The sequence below is a fragment of the Leptolyngbya sp. DQ-M1 genome (genome assembly GCF_039962505.1).
In the GTDB taxonomy this organism is placed as follows: Bacteria; Cyanobacteriota; Cyanobacteriia; order Leptolyngbyales; family Leptolyngbyaceae; genus Leptolyngbya.
Window position 1 is genome coordinate 1 of the sequence record NZ_JAMPLJ010000002.1, and the last position, 18451, is coordinate 18451.

Sequence of the window (18451 nt, forward strand, 5' to 3'; positions counted from 1 at the left end):
GAAGACCCGGAATTTGAAACGTTCTACACGAAGAACATTTTGCTGAACGAGGGCATCCGTGCTTGGATGGCTTCTCAGGATCAGCCGCATGAACACTTTGTATTCCCTGAAGAAGTATTGCCTCGCGGTAACGCTCTGTAAGAAGCAAAGTCGCTTTGCTTTAATTAGCTCCTGCCTCTTCGGCAGGAGCTTTTTTTGACGACTTGACACATTCTCGAAAAGGTATGCTACATTGAATTACAGATGAAGGAATTCGATGAGTTCCGAGTCTGTAAACCCTTTGAAATATGTCCACTTAGGAATTAGGAGGTGATGCCCATGCCAGATAGTAGTAAACGCTTGGGTCGTCAGGTTAGAGTTAGTCGGCTGTGCGCCGGGGCTGTTCTCTAACAGTTATTTCAGACCTTTTGAAAGCAATTGTCCGACAATTCTTCAATCACTGGACTAACTCGGGGTTCCTTCCGGCAGTCTGGTTTCTAAACTGAAGACCCGCTACACCGCTCTTGTTTGTGAAAGTTGATTCATTCACCTTTCTCTAAACAAGAGCGGATAGTTTTTTAAACATATTTTTTCCAGGTTGTAGCCTAAGAGGTACGTCTTTGGAGGGAAGAGCTTAGGATTTCAGTACGGCAATCTGGGATTATATGAGTTAATCTGTTGGTGTAGTCAATAGCAACCTTTGTATCAATCCTGTAATGAGAGTCTGACAATTAGATAATTGTCACATTGTTAGGGTGTCACCTTTCGTCTCGTACGGGTAAACTAAGGTGCAGTGGAAGAGTCGCTCAGCGAATGTACCACTATGGTGATTTTGATATGGAAGGCGCTGCTAGTCGTTCTATCAAAAGGTGTGAGGAGAACAAAACACAATGCGTAAGATTTTATTGAACTCGTTGTTCACAAGTCCTGCTGTCTTAGGGGCAGCACTGTTGATGTCTTCGTCCGTATTCGCGGCTCAGAAGACTGAGGTGGCTGGACTGCCCGCAGTTGAAGTAGGAACTCAGTCGGAAGCAAATTTTTCTGGAAGTGCAGCGATCGCGCCGCTTGCAGACGTGAAGTCGCTTGAAGCAGTTAAGCCTCAGGCGCAAGTTTCTGCTGAATTCAGCTCTGCTAAGTCTGTAGTCGTAAATGAGCCTGTAAAAGTTGCTCAAGCTGCACCCGAAGCTCCTGCAACAACCAGCACGGACTCGCTGAATCAGCTTAATCGCTACAGCCGCGAAGGTCGTAGCATGACGAGTGCTTCCAGCGATCAGGTGACTTCCGTTTCTCAGCTCTCGGATGTGCGCCCGACTGACTGGGCATTCCAAGCCCTGCAATCCCTCGTTGAACGCTACGGCTGTATCGCGGGTTATCCCGATCGTACCTTCCGCGGCAACCGCGCCACCACTCGGTTTGAATTCGCTGCCGGTCTGAACGCCTGCCTCAACCGCATCAACGAACTAATTGCAGCATCGACCGCAGACTTAGTGAAGAAAGAAGACTTGGCAACGCTGCAAAAGCTGCAAGAGCAGTTTGCGGCAGAGTTAGCCACACTGCGAGGACGAGTGGATGCACTCGAAGCACGCACCACGACCTTAGAGAAGCAGCAGTTCTCGACCACAACCAAGCTTGCGGGTGAAGGCATCTTCGCGATCACCGATGAGTTTGGCGTTCGTGGAACGGGTGGAAACAATACGGTGTTCCAAAACCGAGTCCGTTTAGCGCTCAACACCAGCTTTACCGGGAAAGACTTGCTCGTTACCCGGATTGCGGCTGGTAATGCGAACTTATTTGCAGCGCCTGCAGGCAGTGGCGCTGAAGGTATTCAAACCTTCAATTTTGGCAACACGGGCGGCAACCAAGCATTCATTGACTGGGTTGCTTACTACTTCCCAGTTGGCGAAAACCTGAGATTCTACGTTCCGGCAGTGAGCGGTCTTCACTATGACTACGCTCCGACGATCAGCCCTGCTTTAGATGCGGCTGACGGTGGTACAGGTCCGCTTTCCGTCTTTGCTCAGCGCAACCCAATCTACTTGATTGGTGGTGGTAGTGGTATCGGTGCAACCTTCAACCTCAACAACACCTTCCAAGTCAGCGCAGGTTACCTAGCTGATAACTCGACTGGAAGCCAAGTAACCTTTGGTGCAAATAATCCCGCATCAAGAGCTGGTCTTTTCAATGGAAGCTATAGTGCTCTGGCTCAGTTAACCTTTAACGCGAGTGATGCACTGCAAATCGGGTTAACCTATGTTAACGCTTACCGTCAAGGTGCAATTTTTGACGGCGGTTCGGCACTGGCTTCTTCTGGTACCTCGCTCGCCAACCGCAACATTCTGGGGTCAGGCGCTTCGCAAGTTAACGCTTATGGTGCTTCGATCGCCTTCAAGCTCAGCCCCAACATCGTGCTGAACGCTTTTGGTTCCTACATCAATGCAAATTTTGTGGATGATGGTCAGGGCGAGAAAGACATCTGGACATATGGAGCAGGCTTGGCGTTCCCTGATTTCGGTAAGAAAGGCAATCTGCTGGGATTTGTGGCTGGTGTAGAGCCTTACGTGGGTAATCCAGGTGGCGGTTTACGGAATGATATTCCTCTGCACTTTGAAGGATTCTACAAGTACCAACTGAACGACAACATCTCGATTACTCCGGGTGTGATCTGGATTGTGAATCCAGGACAAAACGAAAACAATGATGACATTGTGATCGGAACCATTAGAACGACCTTCACGTTCTAGTCTGGGCTAAGAGCATCGCTTGTAATTCAACGCGATGCCTTTTGCTTCAATCGTATATTTGGCTCAGTTTAGTAAGCCTCATGTTAAGCCCTGTCCATTTGGCAGGGTTTTTGTTTTGCCTCATACAGCAGGTAGAGATTGAGACGAAACCCTAGAACGAAGTTTTATGAGTAAATCAACGCTATTCTTTCAGGGTCAAGGCGGATTTGGAGAATAGCTATGGCAAAGGTGAACCCGATCGAAGTACAGAAGCATCTCAAGGGACTCGACTACCCAGCGACTAAAGAAGATGTGATCAAACACGCAGAGAAAAATGGTGCAGATGAAGAGTTAAAAGCGCTTCTAAACGATCTGCCTGATGAGGAATTTGAAAAGCCAACGGATGTCAACAAAGCGATCGGACAGGTTGGATAGTCTATCGCCTTAAAGGCAACAAAGCGCTGTACCTTATTCTCAAAGATGCAGCGCTTTAGGCTTGGAAAACACAAATCTGGGTGTAAAGGCTGTTGCCCTTTACACCCAGATTTTTATTCTGATTATTATTAGCCAACCAGGTGCAGCAAGTCGCGCACAACACTATAACCAGCTAAATCCCAAAGAAGGTATGCGAGAAAACCAATCATTGCAAACCGACCATTCCATAGCTCGGCTTGGGGTGTCCAGCCGAAAAGAAAGGCGTTGCGATCTTTTCCATTGTAGGCAGTCGAGATAGGTAAATCAGTCGTACTGGGAGGAGTTTGCATATCTAAAATTCCAAACGCTTCATATTTCTTATAGTAGTGGTTGATTTGCTATTAGCTGTCCGCCTATGGAGATAAAACGTTTCCTTCCTTGGGTGGAGATAGAGAGTATTCTCAATTTATTCAGATTCGAGTAACTTTAATTGCGTAGATTACGTCAAATCGAGGGCAATTTGATAGAAAAGCCGCAATTCAAAAGTAGTGAGTTGTAGATTTCAATAAGACAGAAATAGGAAAATTTCCATCAATTTAGAAATCGTATTCATCACTACGATCGTTTCCCCTAACTCACTGTAAAGTTAGGTGGCAAGAGCGATGACGATCTAGATCGTGAGCTAGTAACTTTTAGCTACATCCTGAGATAGAGGTAAGAGCAGAAATCGAACGCTACATTAATGAGACCGTAAATTACATTTTGTAGTATTCTCTTGCGCCTAGCGCCTATTTAGCTGGGATTTGCCTTTCTATCATCGTTTAGTAATTAGTTAGTAATCAGGTTGTGGGGTATGGAATTATCAACTAGAACGATTCAGTTCCCAGAAACGCTAGATGACGCGGCGATTGCACAGTTTCACGAACATGCCGAGCTTGCAATTCATTCGGATGCAGCCGTTGTGCTTGTTGACTTTGCCAACGTTGAGTTTATGAGCAGTCCTGGTTTAATGGCTTTAGTGATTGTGTTTAAGCGATCGCGGGAAGCAAATAAACCGATGCTCTTACGCTCTATCAACGAGCGCGTCAGAATGTTGCTGGAACTTACCGGAATGGAAGAAGTGTTTGAGATTATCGAAAGCTCAGTTGAGGAAAGCGAACCGCTCCTTATTGCTTCTAGATAGGAAACCTATTAAAAATATAAAAACCGGATCTAGCTTCTTAGATCCGGTTTTTTGTTTAAATAAATTCGCGGATATATTGATTGACTAACTCCGGCTGCTCCTGTTGCACCCAGTGGCTACAGTTTGGAATATAGCGAATTTGAAAATCTCTCACGTATTGCTCGGTTCCATAAGTCAACTCTTTGCCTAGGGCTGTATCTTTTTCTCCCCAAATCATTAGGGTTGGTACGTCTAGAATGCCCCAATTCTTTCCAACGATTCCAGACTGAAATGCGTTGCGATAGTAATTAATTGCTGAAGTCAGAGCACCTCGTTTTGCCATTGCGTCTTTATAGCGATCGAGATCTGCTTGACTAAATGCATTCTTATTCACTGCCATTCCTAGAAACGCATTTTCTAACGCTTTATAGTCGTCTAGCTGAATTAAAAGTTCGGGCAAAATGGGGAGCTGAAAGAAGAAGATATACGAGCTTTTTAGAAGCTGTTGCGGCGTTGTTAATCCCTGAGCAAATTTAGCTGGGTGGGGGAGATTCAAGATGATTAACTGATTGAGCAAGTTCGGATAAGTGTAAGCAAAATTCCAGGCGATCGCCCCTCCCCAGTCATGTCCAACTAACGTGCAGCGATCGTATCCCAATCCTTCGATTACACCTTTTACGTCTGCGACGAATTCAGACATTTTGTAGGCTGCTTTTGCCGTGGGTTTATCGCTATCGTTGTAGCCTCGCAGATCAATTGCAACTACTTTATGATCTTTGGCGAACTCTGGGATTTGATGCCGCCACGAATACCAAAACTCAGGAAAACCGTGCAGAAATAAGATTAAATCCCCCTGTCCTTGAGTGACGTAATGTAGGTTAATTCCATTGACGTGAATGCGATCGTGCGTCCAAGTTTCGATCATGATCCTGCGGGATATTGTTGTAGAACTTGTTGAAGGTACTGACCCGTGTAAGAACGGGAATTTTTGACTATTTCTTCTGGTGTCCCAACTGCAACAATTTCGCCGCCACGATCGCCGCCTTCAGGTCCTAAATCAACAATCCAATCTGAGCACCGAATTACATCTAAATTGTGTTCGATCACCAAAACCGAATTACCCTTATCGACTAATCGCTGAATCACATCCAGAAGTTTGTGAACATCGTAGAACGATAAACCTGTGGTGGGTTCATCAATTAGATAGAGTGTTTTTCCGGTGGCGCGGCGAGAAAGCTCGGTGGCAAGTTTGACGCGCTGCGCTTCTCCACCCGATAAAGTCGGAGCGGTTTGTCCCAAACGCATATAGCCCAGGCCTACATCGACTAAAGTTTGCAGGCGATTCGCGGCTTGGGGAATGTTCTTGAAGAATTCCGCTCCTTCTTCAACGGTCATACTTAGGACATCGGCGATCGATTTTCCTTTGAATTTCACCTGCAAGGTTTCTCGGTTGTACCGTGCCCCTTTGCATACGTCACATTGCACATACACATCCGGTAAAAAGTTCATCTCGATCACATTCACGCCCTGACCGCTGCAGGCTTCACAGCGTCCGCCTTTGACATTAAAGGAGAATTGACCAGGCTTATAGCCTCTAGCTTTCGCCTCGATCGTTTCGGCAAACACATCGCGAACCACATCAAAAACACCCGTATAGGTCGCGGGATTCGATCTCGGAGTGCGTCCAATTGGGGATTGATCGATGACGATCGCTTTATCCAGGGCATCGAGCCCTTTGACGGGCTGCATTTCTTTGGGTTGAGGAACCTTTTGCCCAAAGTGATGCTGAATGGCGGGATAAAGCAATTCGTTGATTAGCGTAGATTTACCAGAACCCGAAACGCCTGTGACGCAAACCAATCTGCCGAGCGGGATTTCAACATTGACATTTTTGAGGTTGTTACGGTTGGCGCTGCGGATCAAGAGCGATCGACCATTGCCTTCTCGCCGTTCGGCGGGTGTTTGAATCGATCGCCGACCAGACAGATAGGCACCTGTTAGCGATTCTTCTGAATTCAAGAGCGTTTCAAAATCACCTTGGGCAACAATTCGCCCACCATGTACACCCGCGCCTGGGCCAATATCGACTAAATGATCAGCAGCACGAATGGTTTCTTCGTCGTGTTCAACCACGATTAGCGTATTTCCAAGATCCCGCAGTTTAGTCAACGTATTGAGCAATCGGGTGTTATCGCGCTGGTGTAGCCCGATGCTTGGTTCATCTAGAACGTACAGAACGCCTGTGAGACCTGCGCCAATTTGGGTGGCCAGTCGAATGCGCTGAGCTTCACCGCCAGAAAGCGTCATCGCGGTACGATCGAGCGTCAAATAGTCTAATCCCACATCCAGAAGAAACTGCAATCTCGCTTTGATTTCTCGCAGGACAAGATCGCCGATTTGAGCTTGACGATCGCTCAGTTCTAAGTTCTCAACTCGATCCAAGCATTCTCGAATCGAAACGCCCGTAAACTGATGAATTCGATATTGCCCTAAACGAACGGCAAGAGATTCCGGTTTTAAGCGTTTTCCGCCACAAACATCACAGGCTTGATCAATTAAGTATTGCTCTAATTTTTGCTTGTACAGGTCAGAATTGGCTTCTTGATATTGGCGATCAAGCAGCGGAATCGCGCCTTCATATCGACGGTGATAGCCTTTGTTTTCTCGATAGCGCGAATCGACTTCGATCCAAATCGGATCTTTGGAACCATACAGCATGACGTGCTGCTGCTCTGGAGTGAGTTGGCTCCAGGGGGTTTGAATATCAAAGCCGTAAGCTTCGGCAACGCTGCAAATCAGCGATAAGTAATAAGTATTATCTTTGTCTGACCAGGGTGCGATCGACGCGTAAACCGGAAGATTCGGATTCGGAATGATCAGTTCGGGTGAGAAAGTTCGATGGCTGCCAATCCCATGACAGTTCGGGCACGCCCCATAGGGTGAGTTGAACGAGAATAAGCGGGGAGAAAGTTCCTCCATCACTGCCCCGTGTTCTGGACAGGCGAAATTCTCGGAAAAAACAAGTTCTGAAGGCTGATCTTCAGAATTTTCATCGCGCATCAAATCAACCACGGCAATTCCACCCGATCGCTTCAAGCAGGTGGTTAACGAATCGCTGAGGCGTTCTTGAATATCGTCTTTTTTTACCAAGCGATCGACCACAATTTCGATCGTATGCAACTGGTTTTTATCTAGCTCGATCGAGTCGCTTAACTCTCTTACTTCGCCATCGATCCGAACTCGCACAAAACCTTCTGCTGCAAGTCCCGAAATTAGCTTACGATGTGTTCCTTTCTTCCCTCGAACCACAGGCGCGAGAACTTGAAAGCGGGCTCGATCCGGTAGCTCCATGATTCGATCGACCATTTGATCGATCGTTTGAGGGGCAATGGAACGATCGCAAATCGGGCAGTGCGGCGTACCTGCGCGACCGTAGAGCAATCGTAAGTAATCGTAGATTTCAGTTACCGTTCCAACGGTCGATCGCGGATTATGCGAAGTCGATTTTTGATCGATCGAAATTGCCGGACTTAAGCCTTCGATCGCATCAACATCGGGCTTATCCACTTGTCCTAAAAATTGTCGAGCATAGGCACTCAGCGACTCCACATAGCGCCGCTGCCCTTCTGCAAAAATTGTGTCAAACGCCAGAGAAGATTTCCCTGATCCTGAAACTCCGGTAAAGACAATTAGGCGATCGCGGGGTAGTTCTAGATCGACGTTCTTCAAATTATGCTGACGTGCACCTCGAACCCGAATCGAGTTCAGCGAAACGATTTTTCTTGCAGGATTTTTCGATCCGTTCGATTCGATTTCGGCTCCTGAATCAGGACTTAATACCGGAGAATCAGAGCTTTTAGATTGGCTAACACGCTTTGGCATTCGGAGGGCGCAGAAATAGTCCTTAACGATTCTATCGCTCTGATTCACGATCGAGTTGATTTGTACTCAGGATCGACCCTGTGAATTAGTTAATGTTTTGCGGGTGAGGCACGATCGCAAGTAGAAACTTAGGCTATCGATTCTTCATCGCTCGCTGCATATCACGCTGATCATCACGCCGCTTAGAGTCTTCCCGCTTGTCATACAGCTTCTTACCCCGAACCAGTGCTAGATCCACTTTGACCCAGCCCCGTTTCAAGTACATCTTTAGTGGAACCAGCGTTAAGCCTTGCTGCTCTACCTTTCCAACCAGCTTACGGATTTCGTCGCGCCGCAATAATAGCTTGCGAGTGCGAACAGGATCATGGTTAAAAACCTGGCTCGCCGTTTTGTGCGGTGAAATATGAACGTTATGTAGAAAAACTTCGCCATTACGAACAAGCGCGAACCCGTCTCGTAAGTTGACCCGACCTTCACGGATCGACTTCACCTCAGTTCCCGCAAGCTCAATTCCCGTCTCGTAGGTTTCCAGAATTTCGTACTGAAACCTCGCTTGACGGTTATCACTAACGATTTTAATGGCTTCATTCTTCTCACTCATAATCTCTACTCTAGCGTAGTTAATTCAGTCTGAAGCTAAAAAAATCGCCTAACTCAAGCGTAAAAGCACGATGAGCCAGGCGAATTACTCAAGGAGACGAAGCAATTTAATACAAAGATACTATACACGCATATTCTTTCAATAGCAAATTCAAGTAGGGTTCAGCTCTGATCCAAAGCAAAAATAACGGTGGCTAGAGTGCGATTCAGATAATTTCAGCAGCATTTTGTGATTTCCGATACAGATTGAACGTACCTAATCAACGAGATTTGACAATATCTCAAGGATCTACGCCTTTGGGTATACCGTCTGTCTCAGGTCTACACAATTGGAATCTAACTTCACTTCGGCTGTAGACAGACATCGAAAAACTGGCTCATTCATTGCAAGTCTGTCAGTGCTGAATTTGAAGAGTTCTGGGATTCGGGAATTACATCTCCAACTTTAGGGGTTCTTCTGCTGAGCAAGATGGGTCATTCCACGCTTTGTTTAGTTGTCGCCGATTTCGGCTTTGTCGCATTCATCTAGGAAATCTTCTGTCATGGTGTCAAGAGCATCGTTGAAGCAAAAAATGCAAATTCGCAGGAAAAAGCCTGCACTGTTGAAATCTTGGGAGGCACTGGTTCGCACCGTCAGCCAGCTTGCTCCAAGTTGGCAAATGTCAATTCCACTCACGGTCGCGATCGTTGGACTCTGGAGCTACGCGGCTGTTGCCCAAACCCCACCCACCCTCGAAAGCGTTGCTGCTGCAAACGCTGAGCTGAAAATCGGTCTCGATACGATGTGGGTGATGATTGCGGGCTTCCTGGTGTTCTTTATGAACGCAGGTTTCTGTATGTTGGAAACCGGAATGTGCCGCCAAAAGAACGCAGTCAACGTTTTGGCGAAGAATCTAATCGTCTTTGCCCTCTCGACCGTCGCATTTTGGGCGATCGGGTTCGGCTTGATGTTTAGTGACGGAAATGGTTATCTCGGCACAAGCGGCGGATTTTTCCTCACGGGTGCTGACAACAGCCCTGCGATGACGGCTGATTACAAAGGAGTTTTCTCCGCCTTGAACTGGGCAGGCGTTCCTCTGGCAGCAAAATTCTTCTTCCAATTGGTGTTTGCTGGAACCGCAGCAACGATCGTCTCTGGTGCAGTGGCTGAGCGGATTAAGTTTGTCGACTTCTTGATCTTTAGCTTGTTGTTGGTTGGAATCGCTTACCCGATTACAGGTCACTGGATCTGGGGCGGCGGCTGGCTGTACAAGCTCGGATTCTTCGATTTCGCAGGTTCGACTGTGGTTCACGCCGTTGGCGGTTGGGCGGCTCTGATGGGAGCTGCATTCTTAGGTGCAAGAATTGGCAAATACAATGCTGATGGCTCTGCCAATGCAATCCCGCCTCACAACATGAGTATTGCCACCTTGGGCGCATTGATTCTCTGGCTCGGTTGGTTCGGATTTAACCCTGGTTCGACCATGAGCGTGGGTAATGGCTCTCTGATTGGTCACATTGCATTAACCACAAATACGGGCGGTGCATTTGGTGCGATCGCAGCCACGATCGTCGCTTGGGCAGTTCTCGGTAAGCCTGATTTATCAATGGTGATCAACGGTCTACTGGCTGGTTTGGTTGCAGTGACTGCATCTTGTGCCTTCATCACCGTTCCTTCGGCAGCGATTATCGGTGCGATCGGCGGAATTTTGGTGGTGTTCGCGGTTGGATACCTCGATAAGTTGAAGATTGATGATCCGGTGGGCGCGATCGCAGTTCACTTGGTCAATGGCGTTTGGGGAACTCTGGCACTCGGTCTATTTGCTGTGGGGCCTAGCGATCAACCTGGCGCACTGTATGCTGCAGGACCAGCAGCAGGTTTGCTGTTCGGCGGTGGATTGAATCAGCTTTGGATTCAGTTCCTGGGAACGATTTCGGTTGGTGGATTCACAGTTCTAATCTCCAGTATTTTCTGGATTTTACTGAAGTCCACACTTGGAATTCGTGTAACTGCTGAAGAAGAGCTTGAAGGATTGGATATTGGTGAGCATGGCATGGAAGCTTATGCTGGATTTGCGAAAGAAAGTTCTTTCGGTGCAGCGAGCAGCTATCCTAGCAATGCCTCGGATGCAGCGACGAAGTATCAATAAGCTGATCGATTTCCTCTAATTTCATTACTCGCAAAACACTCCTGAAAATCTCAGGAGTGTTCTTTTTTTTCGGACTGTTACTGGCAGATCTTAAATTTGAGAACTCATAGATTCTTTTAACGTGTTGTGGTCGAGCATTCTCTATCCGATTTTTGCTCACAGGGTTTGGGCGAAGGGTGGCCTAGCAGCAATTCTCAGATGAATATCAAGGTGTGGATGTGAACGAACATGGTGAAGAAGGTTACGGTGAAGAACTCGCTTCCGGCTTCACGATGGGTTGAGTAACAAGTTTAGAACGGTGAATCTATCTAAAAGGCTCCAAGGTCAATATCCTGGAGCCTTTTGATTAGCGGCGTTTGGTGGATTTGGTAGAGAGTTTTTCTTGTTCGCGGCGACGACGATCGCGCCAGTCTGCCAGCGTTAAGTAAATAACTCCCCCAGTCACGGTAAGGAGAAGACCAAACGCGACGAGTACCAGTGTGTTAAAAACTGTGAATTCCACGGTGATTTCAGAAAATGAAAATATTATTGCCCATAGCGGTTAGGCTACGGGCGAAAATTCAATGCTAGAAGCCGTTTCGACCCCAAACGACCATTGCGATCGAAAAGGTGAAAACGGATAAAAGCGCGACCCAGCCTAGTGACAAAATATCCATAATGAAAGCGATCGGTACAAAGGGTGATACATCTAATAATAAGGCAAAAGGGGTTAGGGGCTAGGATCTAGAGGAGTTATGCAGCACCTGAGATTGAGTTGGGAAGAACGGGTGGAGTCGCTAAAAGCGGGAGTGCTTTCGGCGGGTTCGGTAACGCTAATTTTTCCGCTAATTGCTCTGTTTAATGATTTCTTAGCGAGTCGATATGCCAGCCCAGTGATGAATTATTGGGTCAGTGGGGCGATCGTTCTGTTTGCAGGTTTTTTGTTTGGAGTGACGTACCGCTACATTATTCGGGAAGACCAAAACTCACACCTCAAATCGGGCGCGGTTCTAGCCTTTGGATTAGTGCGGGGATTGGCGCAGGTTGAACTGGGGATTGCAACTCAAAGTAGTTGGGTTCCGATCATCAGCTTTGCCGTTGAAAGTATTTTGCTATTTGCGATCGCTCGGTTGGTTCTCGATGGCGGAATGGCGATCGGCTGGATTGGTCGATTTAAGGGGTGAATTCTGTGATTTCGGTTGGGGTGAATAACTGATTGCGATCGAGCGCAGAGAGAATTTTTCCATCGGCGCGATCGCTTATCAGACAACGGCATACTAATTCAGCCACATCTGCTCGATGAATTGAGCCAGAAATTTTCGGATCTTCGGTTAGAAATCCGGTTCCGGTTGGCGGTTCTGATTTCAAACCACCGGGACGGACGATCGTATAAGTTAAACCACTCTCGATTAAATGCTGTTCTGCTTTCTCTTTTTCCTTTAAAACGGCTCCCAATGCTTCAAGAGCGCGAGGCGGTAAAGCAACTACACTTTCACCGCTACCGATCGAAGTCACTAACACAAACTTTTTCACGCCTGCTTTGACTGCTGCATCAACTAGATTTCGATTGCCTTCAAAATCAGCGCGTTTTCCTTCTGCGGGTAATCCGCCGATCGTACTAATCACGGCATCGATTTGGCGATTTGCAAAGGCTGCTTCGAGTTGCTCAGGATTCATCGCATCGCCGATCGTAGTTTCAATGCCTAACGCTTCAAGTTCAGTCACGGCGGCATCAGAACGTAACAAGGCAATTACGGTAAAATTCGGCTGGAGCAGTCGAGCAATTTCACGCCCTACACCGCGACTTGCACCCGCAACTAATACTGTCTGAAGGTTCCCACCCGTTACACTTTGCAGCATTTTAATCAGCCTTTTGGTGAATCATCTATGATTCAAGAATAAGCTGCATACAGGGGCATTTTACACATACGGGAATCAGATCTTTTGACAGTCGAGGAAGCCGCCCTAAAGGTTTGGCGAAATCTGTTCCAATAGAGAAAGCATCGATCGCTCCAATAGAGGACACTGCTGTGAATCAGAATCAACTGTATAACCTACAACTCGGCATTAACGGATTTGGACGACTGCTGACGTTCATTGGATTCGCACTTCTATTGAGCGCAGTGGGTCTGGGCTGGTTGGTGAAATCATTTCTATTTGTGTTGGTGCTATTGATCGTTGCGCCGATCGTTGGGATCTTCGTGTTTCAGTGGTGGGTGAGAAGAAATATCGTGCAGGCGGATTGTCCGGTGTGTGGTGCAGAGTTGACCGGATTTAATCAGGCGCAGATGCAGTGTTCTAACTGTGGTGAACCGTTGCAGGCGGAAAAAGGCAAGTTTAAGCGGATGACTCCTTCGGGCACGATCGATGTGGAAGCGGTGGAAGTTGCAGCGCAAGTGGTAGATGATTAGTGCTGTAGTGCGATCGTTCTCCTAAGGTATATAGCTTCTGACAAAGCTCAGTATTGTTGCTGAAAAAATAAGCTTGTTCGTTGCGACAACAACCTCATTCGTAACGACAGGGATAGTTGTGGTCACGAATGCTGCGGTTTTCACGAAGAATGAATTTGCATTCGCCACGACAGCTATCACTGTCGTGGTTTCGGGGTTAGAAGATATGACGATCGGGCTATCAGATACAGCGAACGAGTTCTAATTCGTGATTTCGGGGAAAATCGACAGGGTTTAATTTTCTTTGGGAAGCGCGATCGTGCCTTCAGTCTAAAGCACGATCGCATCTGTTCTCTAGCCTTGACCCAGACAAGCCGCTAAGTCTGCAGCCGGAGTCGTAATTGCTTTTAGACGATAATTATCCGAAAGCAACTTCAACACATTTGGCGAGAGGAACACTGGCAGAGTTGGGCCTAAGCGAATATCTTGAATTCCAAAATGCAGTAGGGTGAGTAAGACCGCTACCGCTTTTGCTCGTACCAAGACAGAATCATCGAGAGCGGTAATTGATTCACATCGACCTTGAACGCATTCGCAAGCGCGATCGCAATTTGAATCGCAGAGTAAGCATCATTACATTGTCCAATGTCTAACAAGCGATGACATCCTTGGCTGCTTGCTGTCTGTTCGCATTGTTCGCAAAACATCATCTGCTCTTCTAATAATCTTCCTGTACTCCAGGCAAGCTAAGTGGCGAACACTTTGACTTAGATCAAGAAATCAAGCTAAGGCAGCAATCTTTAGCTTCTCTTCCACTTTCCCGACAAAAAGAACCATCAGCTAGACTCAAGAGAAAAGCTCAATTTCATGAACTCTTCCTTACTTGAATTCCCGAGTCAAACGATGATTTTTCAGGGATTACCAGCAGAGCAATTAGCTGAACTTGCAGGTTGCTCGATCGCGCAATCCTATAAAAAAGGTGAAATTCTGTTTCACCAAGGAGACGAAGGAAGCGGATTTTTTATTGTGCGATCGGGTCGTGTCAAAGTGTTTAAGCTATCTGCCGAGGGCAAAGAACAAATCCTGCACATCTTCGGTAAGGGGGATCATTTTGCTGAAGTGCCAGCATTAGATGGGGAATGTTTTCCTGCCTCAGCCGCAACCCTTGAAAAGACAGATGTTTTATTCTTTCCACGTCAGGCTTTTCTGCAATTACTAGAACAGCGCCCGACGCTGGCGATCAATCTATTGAAAAGTTTTGCGCGTCATCTGCGGATGTTTTCGCATCTTGTCGATAATTTGGCATTGCGAGAAGTTCCAGCACGACTTGCCAGTTATTTGCTTGATTTGAGTGAGCAAGCGAACAAGGCTGATCTTGTCGATCTTGATCTCCCCAAAGGACAATTGGCGGCGAGACTCGGCACCATTCCCGAAACGCTTTCCCGAATGTTTGCCAAACTCGGTCGAGAAGGCTTGATTGAAATTGAGGGCAGCAAGGTTAAGCTGCTCGATCGCGCCCGATTGAATCAACTCGCGGGTCGGTAAAGATGTAAAAAGGTGGAAGCCATTCAACTTCCACCTTTTTCGATTCATTTTCGATTCAATTGAGGAACACTCTAAGCTTCTTCAGAGTCTAATTGAGCAAACACAATTGCGCAGCCAACGAACGCCATTACTAAAGGCATCGGAGAGGCGACCGCAAATCCCAATGCAGCAGCGATTCCAGTTCCCGCGATCGCGCCTAAACTCCAGACGCGCTCATCGTTGCTCAGACCTTTCTCGGCTTTGATCGTATGTAAAACCGTTGTTGGAATTGGCACAGGCATCACAGAGTTTGGAGGAAACGCCCAATAACTCGATTGTTCTCTAAACCAATCTGTCCAGCCGTTCGTCTGACACCAATCCGCAATCCATTGTTCGCAATAGTGATTCATACTGAGTCCGAAATCAAGTGGGTTCAAAAATTGAGGGCTAAAAAGGAGCTGTCGGTGCTCGACAGCTTGAATTTTGCACGCGGTTCTAGAATTTATGAGAAAGCCGCAATTCGTTTAACAGCGAGTTTTGCTCTCGCAACGGACTTTTCGTGAAAAGGGTCAGAAGAATTCCAATTGCTGTACGGGTTGACAGCCCATCCGCTTATCTATCGTGAGAATAGCAAAGTCTCTCTTGTCTTTCTAGTTTAAGAAATCAAAGTTTACTTTGACACCGAGTGGTTATTATCTGTAACAATCGCAGCAGAATTTCGATTTATTTGAGTTTAATTAGGAATTTGTGGAAACGGATTCGCCCAAAGGTGAGAATTCTAGACGGTAACGATATAGCGCAATAGGCGTATTTCTAGCTTTGAAGTAATCGGGATCTTGCGGTGATAGATAGATTGCTGTGATTTGATCAGCAACAATCGCAGAAGTTTGATTGTTTAAGTATTTATACGCGGTTGTGGTTTCAACCTGATTCAAATAAGGTTGCGCCGTTCCTCGAAAGACTTGCTGAAACAGTTCGCTCGTAATGAATTGATCAGGTGTGAGAGTTTCGCTCGCTCTGCCTGTAATGGTGGAAGTCAAAATGCGATCGTCCCTTAGAGTTGTGATTTGTTTGTTGGGAGAATCAGGATCAACTTTGACCGAGAGAACCGCACGATCGCCCAGATAGGCTTTTGCAATATTCAAGCCATTGAATGCGCGATCGGCAGTGACTTCTTTCTGTTTTGTAAATCGAACATCGAACTCGATCGGCTGATTTACATAAGTGCGATTACTCTCAAACCCAGGCGTGACAATTTCGGGAGCGAGTGGCGCAACGAGATCGATTAGTGTACTTTTAACGTGCCAAGTTCCAGCAATCCAGTTGGGATAGATTAGATCTCCGGTAGCACGATCAACGGGCGGTTTATTGTGCCAATCGGGAAATGCGGAAACGCGATCGGACAAGGCACCCGCCCAGACCGGACTCGCCCACCAGAAGCTTAAAAGCCAAATCAAGACCCAAATCAAGCGCTTCATGCAGGCACAACCGCTTTGAGTTCAAAGATTCGCTCGATAATGTCTGCGACCACTTTATCGGGGGTTGAGGCTCCAGAGGTAATGCCGACGACAATCTCGCCACTGGGGAGCCAATTTTCTGCGATCGTCAAGTCCTGATGTAATGGCTTGTGTTCGATCTCAGTCCGGGACTTAATCCGCTCGACGCTATCAATGTGATACGAGGGAATCTTGTAATCGATCGCAATTTCTTGCAGATGCGTTGTATTCGAGGAGTTATACCCACCAATCACAATCATGAGGTCGATCTTCTCTTTCACTAGATCGAACATTGCATCTTGGCGCTCTTGGGTTGCATCGCAAATGGTGTTGAAGCTGAGAAAATGCTCATTCAATTCATTCGGCGGATATTTCTTCAGCATCGTATGTTCAAACAATTTACCAATTTGCTCAGTTTCGCCTTTGAGCATCGTGGTTTGGTTGGCAATGCCAATTTGAGCTAAATCCTGATCGGGGTCAAATCCAGCCGAACAAGCTTTGCTGAATTTTGCTAGGAATGCGTCACGATCGCCGCCGTTCAGAATATAGTCCGCAACATATTGGGCTTCAGCCAGATTCAGCACAATCAGATACTTACCTGCAAACGAACTCGTTGCTAGAGTTTCTTCGTGATTGTATTTGCCGTGAATAATCGAGGTATAAGCCCGCTTTTTGTGCTTCTCAACGGTGTTCCAGACTTTTGAAACCCAAGGGCAAGTCGTATCAACGATCGTACAGCCGCGATCGTTAAGAAGCTGCATTTCTTGAACACTCGCACCGAACGCAGGCAAAATTACCACATCGCCTTTTGCGATTTCGGAAAAATCCTTCTGCCCGTTGATGACCGGAATAAACAGGACATTCATCTCGCGCAAGCGCTGATTGACCGAGGGATTGTGAATGATCTCGTTAGTGATCCAAATTCGCTCAGTTGGAAAATGCTGACGGGTTTCGTAAGCCATCGCGACTGCCCGTTCAACGCCCCAACAAAAGCCGAATGCCTGCGCTAATCGAATCGTGACATCGCCCCGTTTCAGCGTATAAGCCCGATCGCGAATTTCCTGAATCAAATCGCTTTGATATTCAGACTGCATCGCGGTTGCGACTTCCGCACCATGTCCGAATCCTTTGCGGTGATAGTTCTCAGAATGATTGAGCGATAGCTTAAACGCCTTGGTATCCATGTCCGCCTTCCGATACGCCTACGTTTTTGATCATAAACTGCTTAGCGACTTTAAAAGAAGGTGAGAACGCGTTAACGGTATGCAAATTGATTAAAGGTCTGAATTGCCGATCGCCACACCAAATAGCCCTGCGTACTTAGGTGGAGTCCATCGGTTGTTAGCTCTGAGCGTAAGAATCCTTCATTGTCAGAGAAAAGCGGTTGCAGATTGAGAAATTCCACGCGAGTTTGCTTCGCTAACTGAGCAAGGCGACGATTAAATTGATAAATGCGATCGTTCGAGAGCGCTTCTACTTGGGTTGCATTGGCTGCAGTGATCGAATCTTTGGCGCGAGGAAGGAGCGACTGCATGACGATCGTCGATTTCGGGTGCGATTTCTTTAACTGTTTAATAATGTCTTCCTGAGCTTCTAAAACCTCTTCCTCCGATCGACCTCTGAGCAGATCATTGACACCGACCATGACAAAGATAGTTTTGGGCTTCGCTTGAGCAAATAGATCTAATCGCTTCGCCAGTCCGGTTGAAGTCTCACCAGAAATTCCTTGATTTAGCCAAGTGTAATCGGTTGGAAGCAGCTCTTGAGGAAACCAAAGTGTAAGTGAATCGCCTGCCAGCACGATTAAGCGATCGGGCTTTCTTTTAATCGTCGCTTTGGCTTCTTTCTCCAGCAAATCGACCCAATCTTGATAAGTCAGGGATCGACCCGATGACATAGAGGCAGCTTGCGCGACGATTTCGGGTTTTTCCACGGCTTTGGCAGCCATTGAAGTGCGTGAAGACGGAGGATTCAGCAGCGTTTCGGTGAAATAGCGATCGCCCAGAAACCACAATCCTAACGTTGTACCCAAAACAATATTCGTGACGACGGAAAGATAAACCCAGCCCGGAACTGACTTAGACATTGCCTGCGACGATTTGCGTAAACACTGTGGGATCTTATACTCCAGAATCAGCCACACAATGCAAAATTTCTTCGGGCAGATGTGTGATCG

General features: G+C 47.0%; 18 protein-coding genes and 2 pseudogenes. 8 read left to right on the forward strand and 12 right to left on the reverse strand.

What is annotated here, in order from left to right; genetic code table 11:
- From NC981_RS05995 to NC981_RS06005, 3 genes and pseudogenes are all read left to right on the forward strand, one after another.
- Positions 1 to 141, forward strand: a pseudogene (locus NC981_RS05995) (photosystem II protein D2); the annotation flags it as partial.
- 728 nt (positions 142 to 869) lie between these two features.
- Positions 870 to 2720 (forward strand): iron uptake porin, encoded by a 1851-nt coding sequence (locus NC981_RS06000; protein WP_348242052.1) that lies wholly within the window; start codon positions 870 to 872, stop codon positions 2718 to 2720.
- Between the two features lie 219 nt (positions 2721 to 2939).
- Positions 2940 to 3134, forward strand: coding sequence for a DUF2795 domain-containing protein (locus NC981_RS06005; RefSeq protein WP_190379554.1), 195 nt, complete (start codon positions 2940 to 2942; stop codon positions 3132 to 3134).
- A gap of 128 nt (positions 3135 to 3262) precedes the next feature.
- On the opposite strand, the gene NC981_RS06010 is transcribed toward NC981_RS06005, so the two are convergent.
- The gene (locus NC981_RS06010; RefSeq protein WP_058998328.1) at positions 3263 to 3463 is read right to left on the reverse strand and encodes a chlorophyll a/b-binding protein; all 201 of its coding nucleotides are present in this window, start codon (positions 3461 to 3463) and stop codon (positions 3263 to 3265) included.
- Between the two features lie 503 nt (positions 3464 to 3966).
- On the opposite strand from NC981_RS06010, the gene NC981_RS06015 reads away from it, so the two are divergent.
- Complete coding sequence (locus tag NC981_RS06015; protein ID WP_348242053.1) at positions 3967 to 4296, forward strand: STAS domain-containing protein; 330 nt, start codon at positions 3967 to 3969, stop codon at positions 4294 to 4296.
- 55 nt (positions 4297 to 4351) lie between these two features.
- On the opposite strand, the gene NC981_RS06020 is transcribed toward NC981_RS06015, so the two are convergent.
- The 3 genes from NC981_RS06020 to smpB form a co-directional block, all read right to left on the reverse strand.
- Positions 4352 to 5200 carry an alpha/beta hydrolase gene (locus tag NC981_RS06020; protein WP_190379556.1) on the reverse strand — a complete coding sequence of 283 codons (849 nt, stop codon included), beginning with the start codon at positions 5198 to 5200 and terminating at the stop codon, positions 4352 to 4354.
- Complete coding sequence (gene uvrA / locus NC981_RS06025; protein WP_348242054.1) at positions 5197 to 8157, reverse strand: excinuclease ABC subunit UvrA; 2961 nt, start codon at positions 8155 to 8157, stop codon at positions 5197 to 5199. Before uvrA ends, NC981_RS06020 begins: the two co-directional genes overlap by 4 nt.
- 133 nt (positions 8158 to 8290) lie before the next feature.
- Positions 8291 to 8758, reverse strand: coding sequence for an SsrA-binding protein SmpB (gene smpB / locus NC981_RS06030; protein WP_190379558.1), 468 nt, complete (start codon positions 8756 to 8758; stop codon positions 8291 to 8293).
- Between the two features lie 571 nt (positions 8759 to 9329).
- Here smpB and NC981_RS06035 point away from each other — a divergent pair.
- Positions 9330 to 10886: an ammonium transporter gene (locus NC981_RS06035; protein ID WP_348242055.1), complete on the forward strand. Its 1557-nt coding sequence runs from the start codon at positions 9330 to 9332 to the stop codon at positions 10884 to 10886.
- Between the two features lie 346 nt (positions 10887 to 11232).
- Here NC981_RS06035 and NC981_RS06040 read toward each other — a convergent pair whose 3' ends face one another.
- Both NC981_RS06040 and petN read right to left on the reverse strand, forming a co-directional pair.
- Positions 11233 to 11388 (reverse strand): hypothetical protein, encoded by a 156-nt coding sequence (locus NC981_RS06040; RefSeq protein ID WP_348242056.1) that lies wholly within the window; start codon positions 11386 to 11388, stop codon positions 11233 to 11235.
- Positions 11389 to 11452: 64 nt separating this feature from the next.
- Positions 11453 to 11542, reverse strand: coding sequence for a cytochrome b6-f complex subunit PetN (petN, locus tag NC981_RS06045; RefSeq protein ID WP_071596148.1), 90 nt, complete (start codon positions 11540 to 11542; stop codon positions 11453 to 11455).
- A 78-nt stretch (positions 11543 to 11620) separates the two neighbouring features.
- Between petN and NC981_RS06050 the strand changes: the two genes are divergently transcribed.
- Entirely contained in the window at positions 11621 to 12049 is a 429-nt protein-coding gene (locus NC981_RS06050; protein ID WP_348242057.1) for a hypothetical protein, read from the forward strand.
- On the opposite strand, the gene NC981_RS06055 is transcribed toward NC981_RS06050, so the two are convergent.
- Positions 12039 to 12725, reverse strand: a complete 687-nt coding sequence (locus NC981_RS06055) for an SDR family oxidoreductase (protein ID WP_348242058.1) — start codon at positions 12723 to 12725, stop codon at positions 12039 to 12041. The two genes, NC981_RS06050 and NC981_RS06055, sit on opposite strands and share 11 nt — an antisense overlap.
- A 170-nt stretch (positions 12726 to 12895) precedes the next feature.
- Here NC981_RS06055 and NC981_RS06060 point away from each other — a divergent pair, with 170 nt between their 5' ends.
- Positions 12896 to 13276: a hypothetical protein gene (locus NC981_RS06060; protein WP_190379563.1), complete on the forward strand. Its 381-nt coding sequence runs from the start codon at positions 12896 to 12898 to the stop codon at positions 13274 to 13276.
- A 333-nt stretch (positions 13277 to 13609) separates the two neighbouring features.
- Here NC981_RS06060 and NC981_RS06065 read toward each other — a convergent pair.
- Positions 13610 to 13914 (reverse strand): annotated as a pseudogene (locus NC981_RS06065) (hydroxylamine reductase); the annotation flags it as partial.
- A 208-nt stretch (positions 13915 to 14122) separates the two neighbouring features.
- Here NC981_RS06065 and NC981_RS06070 point away from each other — a divergent pair.
- A complete protein-coding gene (locus NC981_RS06070; protein ID WP_348242059.1) occupies positions 14123 to 14800 on the forward strand; it encodes a Crp/Fnr family transcriptional regulator in 678 nt (225 codons plus the stop codon).
- 71 nt (positions 14801 to 14871) lie between these two features.
- On the opposite strand, the gene NC981_RS06075 is transcribed toward NC981_RS06070, so the two are convergent.
- From NC981_RS06075 to NC981_RS06090, 4 genes are all read right to left on the reverse strand, one after another.
- The gene (locus NC981_RS06075; RefSeq protein WP_348242060.1) at positions 14872 to 15189 is read right to left on the reverse strand and encodes a hypothetical protein; all 318 of its coding nucleotides are present in this window, start codon (positions 15187 to 15189) and stop codon (positions 14872 to 14874) included.
- 327 nt (positions 15190 to 15516) lie between these two features.
- On the reverse strand, positions 15517 to 16257 hold the full coding sequence (locus tag NC981_RS06080; RefSeq protein ID WP_348242061.1) for a DUF6816 family protein: 741 nt from the start codon (positions 16255 to 16257) through the stop codon (positions 15517 to 15519).
- Positions 16254 to 17459, reverse strand: a complete 1206-nt coding sequence (locus tag NC981_RS06085; protein WP_348242062.1) for a 4-hydroxy-3-methylbut-2-enyl diphosphate reductase — start codon at positions 17457 to 17459, stop codon at positions 16254 to 16256. The genes NC981_RS06080 and NC981_RS06085 overlap by 4 nt, the downstream gene beginning before the upstream one ends.
- Before the next feature lie 71 nt (positions 17460 to 17530).
- On the reverse strand, positions 17531 to 18361 hold the full coding sequence (locus NC981_RS06090; protein WP_348242063.1) for a GDSL-type esterase/lipase family protein: 831 nt from the start codon (positions 18359 to 18361) through the stop codon (positions 17531 to 17533).
- Positions 18362 to 18451: the final 90 nt, after the last annotated feature.